Source organism: Methanosphaera sp. DEW79, assembly GCF_003266085.1.
GTDB classification, from domain to species: Archaea; Methanobacteriota; Methanobacteria; order Methanobacteriales; family Methanobacteriaceae; genus Methanosphaera; species Methanosphaera stadtmanae.
In genome coordinates this window covers 1-6,091 of sequence record NZ_MUZW01000016.1, presented here as the reverse complement: position 1 = coordinate 6,091, position 6,091 = coordinate 1, and the positions used below count along the sequence as shown (strand labels likewise).

The following is a 6,091-nucleotide window of genomic DNA, read 5'->3' as shown; positions in this document are numbered from 1 at the left end:
CCCAGCAACTGGAAAGCCACGAAAATTGAAAAGAAAAAAAGCAAAAAATCCATGAAAAAAAAATTAAAAAATAAAAAATTCTTTAAAAAAAATAATGAAGATCTGTTTTTAAAACATGATTACCTATGAAAATAAAGATAAAATAAAGTCTGCTAAAGCACTAGTAACATATGTTTCTATAATTCCTGCAAAAAACAGTAACACAACACACAAAATTACAGATACGCCAACTGCCACTATTAAATTTTTTGATGTTATTAATTCTGCCTTAAATGTATGGTTTTTTGCTAAAATACCCCTAATACATCTAATAACAATGTGAGTTACCATGAATGATGTTGCAAGAGATAAAATCAATGCTGGAAGTTCTAAAATACCATGAGGAAGAACATATGCTAAAAAAACATGCAAAGGTATTACGGATGCTAAATATCCAATTAGTAAACTATTAAAAATCATTATTCCCGTTGACACGATTGAAAATAGAAATCCCCATAACATCATGATAATATTAACTTCCACATTATTGAAAAAAATACCCTTAAAAGTAATTCCCTCAACTGCTGTGGATTCTACCATCTTCTTAATAACATCCACAAAAATAGAATTTAATGAATCTGCAAAGAAGTAACCTGATAGTATAGATACTATAAAAATTATTAAAGATAATATGAAGTATGGCTTAATTAATCTACAATAATTAAGAGCATAATCCTTAGATATATATTTTTTAAAAATAACCATTAAAATCTCCCATATTTATTAAATTTAATATAATATTTATAATACCCTATTTATTAAAAATTCTATAATAATCACATTTACTAAAATACAACTAATCTAGAATAAAAAAAATACAATAGATAATATTTCTTTTTATATGTATAAAAAAAGGTAGTTAAAAAAAGTTATGTGAAGTTTTAGTATATTTAATAATAAGTAAATATACATTAGTATCATTTAAAAATCAATTATCCTAAATGATGTCATATCAAATATATCCCATAACAATACTTTTGGTGCAAAAAGAGCATCCTTACTTTCTAATATATATTTAATAGTTTCATTAACTTCTAATGCTCCAAATATTGCAGGTGTTGTTCCTAGAACTTGTGGTTTTTTAGTACTTATACCTAGTAGATATTCTTTTGATTTATCAAGTGTTTTTCCATTAGATTTTAATTTAAATAATTCCTCATATGATGGAGTATCATTGGTAATTATAGTTAGTTGTCCCACAGTTGTTTCTACTGCACAATGAATAAATGCCATATTTTGTTTTCTTGCTTCCCTTGATATCATCACCCTAGTATATACATTATCTACAGCATCAATTACAATATCATTTCCTTTAAAGATTTGAGATATGTTTTCTGGAGTAATAGTAGTATCATATCCTGTAATATTTAAGTTAGGATTTATTTTTAATGATTCCTTTTTTGCTGTTTCTACTTTAGATTTATCTATTGTATCTAAATTACTTCTTATTTGACGATTTAAATTAGTTTTATCAAAAACATCTTGATCTACAATTGTTAAATTTTCAAAACCTGCCCTTACTAACTGTTCTATTACTGTTCCACCAAGTCCTCCACAACCTATTACTAAAACAGGTGTGTTTCTAATTTTTTCCTGTTGACTTTCTGTAAATACTTCTTTTTGTCTTGAAATCATTTGATTATATAATTCTGTCATAGATAATCTCCTTTTTTTACTAGATGATCTTATTTAATTATATACTATATTAAAAACTTAAAATATATAACAATTGTTATATTTTCTAATATAAAAAATATAATTAAAAACTAAAATACATTGAAAAAGAATAAAAAAGATATATAATGTACTATGTACATTTTATTGAAATTATTTTAACTTATATTCATTTTTAAATATAAGTGCCGGGGGCGGGATTCGAACCCGCGACCTCACGGTATCCCAGGTGAAAGTCAGAGCTCTGCTTAATACCCTATGAGCCGTGCGCTCTAACCAGCTGAGCCACCCCGGCGTGGCTGCTTATTATTAGTATATATCAAAAGTAATATAAATACTTTGTGGTATATGTAAATAAAAGAATATAAAAAGAGAATAAAAAACAAGTTTTAAAATTGAAAATACATATTTAATTTAAATAAATTAGAAAACAAAAAGAATAAAAAGTAAATGAACTTATTCTAAAATAAGTTTTAACCTTAAAAAATCAATAAAGAAAAAATAGATGGTTTTAGTAACCTACACTTGTAGTAAATCTTAGAGCAATACATATTAATGCAACAATAATTGTTCCAATTACTACTTGTTTAGGTGATAATTTAACTCCTGCTGTATCATCATTGAAATATCTTACTATACCTGCTCCACTAGCTGGTAAGGTTTTTTTGTCTTTACGTGCCATAGTTTTACCTCCAAATTTTTAATGTTAATTAGTTAAAATTATTATAATGATTATTATTTTAATTTATATTTTAAGATATATTAAATAATTTTGATTAAACTGCAAAAAAAATTTATTAAAAAGAAAGATTTTTATAAAAAAAGAAGTATGGAAGTTAATAATTATCCATATAAAATACAATTTAACACATAATTACGTATATTTTTTAAATATACTACTTTAACTTCCAAAAATAAGATTAATACCTAATTCTTATTTGCTTTTTCATGATCTTTAACCATTTTTATAGCACAGAAATCTCCACACATACTACACATCTCCTCATCAGATGTAGATGTACTTTCATAATACTTACGTGCAGTTTCTCCATCAATTGCCAATTCAAATTGTTTTTCCCAGTCAAAGTTATCCCTTGCAACAGCCATATCATATTCTCTTTTCATTGTACTTGGTATTTGTTTGGCTATATCAGATACTTCTGCAGCAATCTTTGAAGCTATAACACCCTGTTTTACATGTTCCTTATTTGGTATACACAGATGTTCTGCAGGTGTAACATAACATAAAAAGTCAGCCCCACTTGCACCTGCAATACTTGCACCTATTGCTGCTGTAATATGATCATAACCTGGTGCAACATCTGTTACTAAAGGTCCTAAAACATAGAATGGTGCATCTGAACATATGGTTTTTTGTATTTGCATATTTGCCTTTACTTGTGTTATAGGAACATGACCTGGTCCTTCAACCATCACTTGTACTCCATCTTTTTGTGAACGTTTTACAAGTCTTCCTAGTGTTGTTAATTCTCTTATCTGTGCAATATCAGTTGCATCATGAATACAACCTGGTCTTAAACCATCACCTAGAGAGAGTGTTACATCATGTTCTTTACATATTTCTAGTAAATAATCATATTCTGCATATAATGGATTTTCTCTTTCATTATGCATGATCCATGCAGCTGTTAGAGCTCCACCCCTACTTACTATTCCCATTAATCTTTCTGAATCATCAACTGCTTTTATTGCATCTTGTGTAATCCCACAATGTACTGTTATAAAGTCAACACCTTCTTTTGCTTGATTTATTATTGTTTTAAAGATAGTATCATCATCCATATCTACAATAATTTTATCTTGAGAAGTTGTTTCTACTCCTGCTTCATATATTGGAACTGTTCCTAGAGGTATGTTTGTTTTGTCTCTTATTGCCTTTCTGATTTCATGTAGTTTTGGTCCAGTACTTAAATCCATCACAGCATCTGCACCATATTTTAGTAGTATATCTAGTTTTTCTAGCTCTACATTAATATCTTCCATTTCTGTAGATGATCCTATATTTGCATTAATTTTTGTATGTAAATCTTTACCAATTCCAGTTGGAAGAGTATTATTATGCACATTTTTTGGTATAACTACTTTTCCAGAAGCTATATTTTTTCTTAATTTTTCAACATCTATATTTTCAGTTTTTGCTACATATTCCATTTCAGGAGTTATTTCTCCTTTTCTTGCATATTCTAATTGAGTCAATTAATACTCTCCTCTATAATTTTTTCTTATAAACAAAATCTTTTTTTTTATACTAATGGATTAGGTATATTGTTATTTTCCTGTGGATATTTATTTGTACTTAATGATTTACCAATCTTTTCTAGTCTTGTATCTAAAAATTTTCGTCCCATATCACTTACAGCATAGATTGGAACAGAACTTCCATAGTAGTATGGTTTTATCTTACTTGCATAGTCTCGTATATTTTTTGAAGCACAACTAGTTACAATATCTGCATATTTAAATACATCCTTTGTCTCATCCATAGAAATACCAGTTGTATGTGCCACAAATAGATACACATTAACATCAGATGGTAGATCATATTCTCTAATTTTTTTTATTAAAGGAGAAGGTAATATTGTAATAGCAATATTCTTATAACCTTCATTTATTGCTTTTTCTAAACCTTTTATAGGATTAAGTTGAGCTGTTTGTGCATCTAGAACATTTTCAATGCCTATTTTTTCCATTACTTCTGGAATTGGTGTTGTACTTACAAGTCCTGATACTCTTCCACCTACACCTTGAACTATATCTGCATCAGTCATAAGCAATGTTCCTACCCCTTCACATGCCCCTACAACACAGTCTATATTTCCAACTTCAAGATTACTTCTAAGTATCTCTGATATTCCTACACTTAGCATATCAGACATTTTTATTTGTCTATTTTTTGTACACATTCCAAAGTCATCAATTCTAAATTGAATATTTTCTCTTACTAATTCAGGTGTGATTTCTTCTATATTTCTATATTTAGCAAAGATAGGACAATATTCAATAAGTGGTTTTTCCACATTACTAACTTTACCATTTTCTATTGTAACCCTTGTCTTACCTAATGCTTCTATTACATGTTTATCTCTAACCACACAAATCACCATATAAAATAAATATTAATTATTTATTATTATTATTTTTTATTTATGTTTTATAAGATAAAAATAATTTTTTTTAATATGATTAGTATGAAATATAATTCCTTGAAAAGAAACTTGATTTTAATAGGATAATTTAATTAATAAATTCTGTTTAATATTAATTTTTTTAAAATAAACATGAATTATATAAATAATATTCTTAAAATTTTAGAATAAATATAATATTTAAGATTTAAATAATTATTAATAATGATGAATTTATTTTATTATAAGAAAAAATTCATTATAATAGAATAGATATATAATTATTATATTAACAATCATAAAAAAATGAAAATCATTACATTCTTCAATAGTGTTGAGTTTATATAAGGAATTTATATTAGAAGGGAATTAGTATGAGTGATAAAAAAATTAAATTTAGTAGTGAAGTAGAAGTTAAAAAAGTACCAGAAGCATCAGAACAAAATCCAAAATCAGTAGACGTTCTTCATAATTCACAAATAAAACCTAAATCACAGGATAATGAAATACCAATAATTATAAAAGATGAAACTAAAGATAATACACCAAAATCTATAAAACTAATACAAAAAGGCGGAATAGAACTTAAAAGACGTGTGACTCCAGGATTATCAAAAATTATCATAAGAAAAAACAAAGAAAAACGGGAGAAAGAAGAAGCTAAGAAACTTAAAGAAGAAGCAGCTAAATTAAAACAAGAAGCACAAGAAACTACAGAAAAACTTAAAGAAGAAGTTGACAAAACAAGAGAAAAAGTAACAGAACAATTAAAACAAGATTCAGAAAAAACAGAAACTAAAAAAGAACAAAAAACACAAGACAAAATAACAAAACAAGCTAAAAAAACAGTTGAAAAAGTTACTAAACAAGCTAAAAAAACAGTAACAAAAGTAAAAGATGAAGCTAAAAAATCTGCACAGAAAACACAAGAAAAAGTAAAACAACAAAAAGAAGCTAAAAAAGAACAACCAAAAGCAAAAGAAGTAGCTAAAAAAGTTACACAAGATGCTGCAAAAACTATAAAAGATGCAGGAAAATCATTTACACAAGTGTTAAGAGAACAAGGATTAATAGTAGATGATGTGGTGAAAGTTGCTACTGAAGAAACACAAAAACTAAAACAAACAACTGATAAAATAAAAGAAGATGTTGGAAAACAGGTACAAAAAACAATAAAAGATACAGAGAAAAAAGTTTCACAGAAAGTACAAAAAGAAACTAAAAAAGAACAA

At 26.7% G+C, this 6,091-nt stretch carries 6 protein-coding genes and 1 tRNA gene; 1 reads left to right on the top strand and 6 read right to left on the bottom strand.

The window, feature by feature from the left end; translation table 11 throughout:
* Positions 1–123 precede the first annotated feature (123 nt).
* The 6 genes from BZ132_RS01235 to BZ132_RS01210 form a co-directional block, all read right to left on the bottom strand.
* Entirely contained in the window at positions 124–744 is a 621-nt protein-coding gene (locus BZ132_RS01235; RefSeq protein WP_011405847.1) for a stage II sporulation protein M, read from the bottom strand.
* Between the two features lie 216 nt (positions 745–960).
* Complete coding sequence (locus BZ132_RS01230) at positions 961–1,695, bottom strand: HesA/MoeB/ThiF family protein (protein ID WP_112149312.1); 735 nt, start codon at positions 1,693–1,695, stop codon at positions 961–963.
* Positions 1,696–1,899: 204 nt separating this feature from the next.
* Positions 1,900–2,008 (bottom strand) — tRNA-Met (locus tag BZ132_RS01225).
* A gap of 216 nt (positions 2,009–2,224) precedes the next feature.
* Positions 2,225–2,395, bottom strand: a complete 171-nt coding sequence (locus BZ132_RS01220) for a preprotein translocase subunit Sec61beta (protein ID WP_011405845.1) — start codon at positions 2,393–2,395, stop codon at positions 2,225–2,227.
* A 245-nt stretch (positions 2,396–2,640) separates the two neighbouring features.
* Positions 2,641–3,930, bottom strand: coding sequence for a phosphomethylpyrimidine synthase (gene thiC, locus BZ132_RS01215; RefSeq protein ID WP_286940205.1), 1,290 nt, complete (start codon positions 3,928–3,930; stop codon positions 2,641–2,643).
* Between the two features lie 47 nt (positions 3,931–3,977).
* Positions 3,978–4,826, bottom strand: a complete 849-nt coding sequence (locus tag BZ132_RS01210; protein WP_112149310.1) for a methanogenesis marker 8 protein — start codon at positions 4,824–4,826, stop codon at positions 3,978–3,980.
* Between the two features lie 407 nt (positions 4,827–5,233).
* On the opposite strand from BZ132_RS01210, the gene BZ132_RS01205 reads away from it, so the two are divergent.
* The coding region (locus BZ132_RS01205) for a hypothetical protein (RefSeq protein WP_286940202.1) at positions 5,234–6,091 on the top strand (858 nt) is incomplete at its 3' end.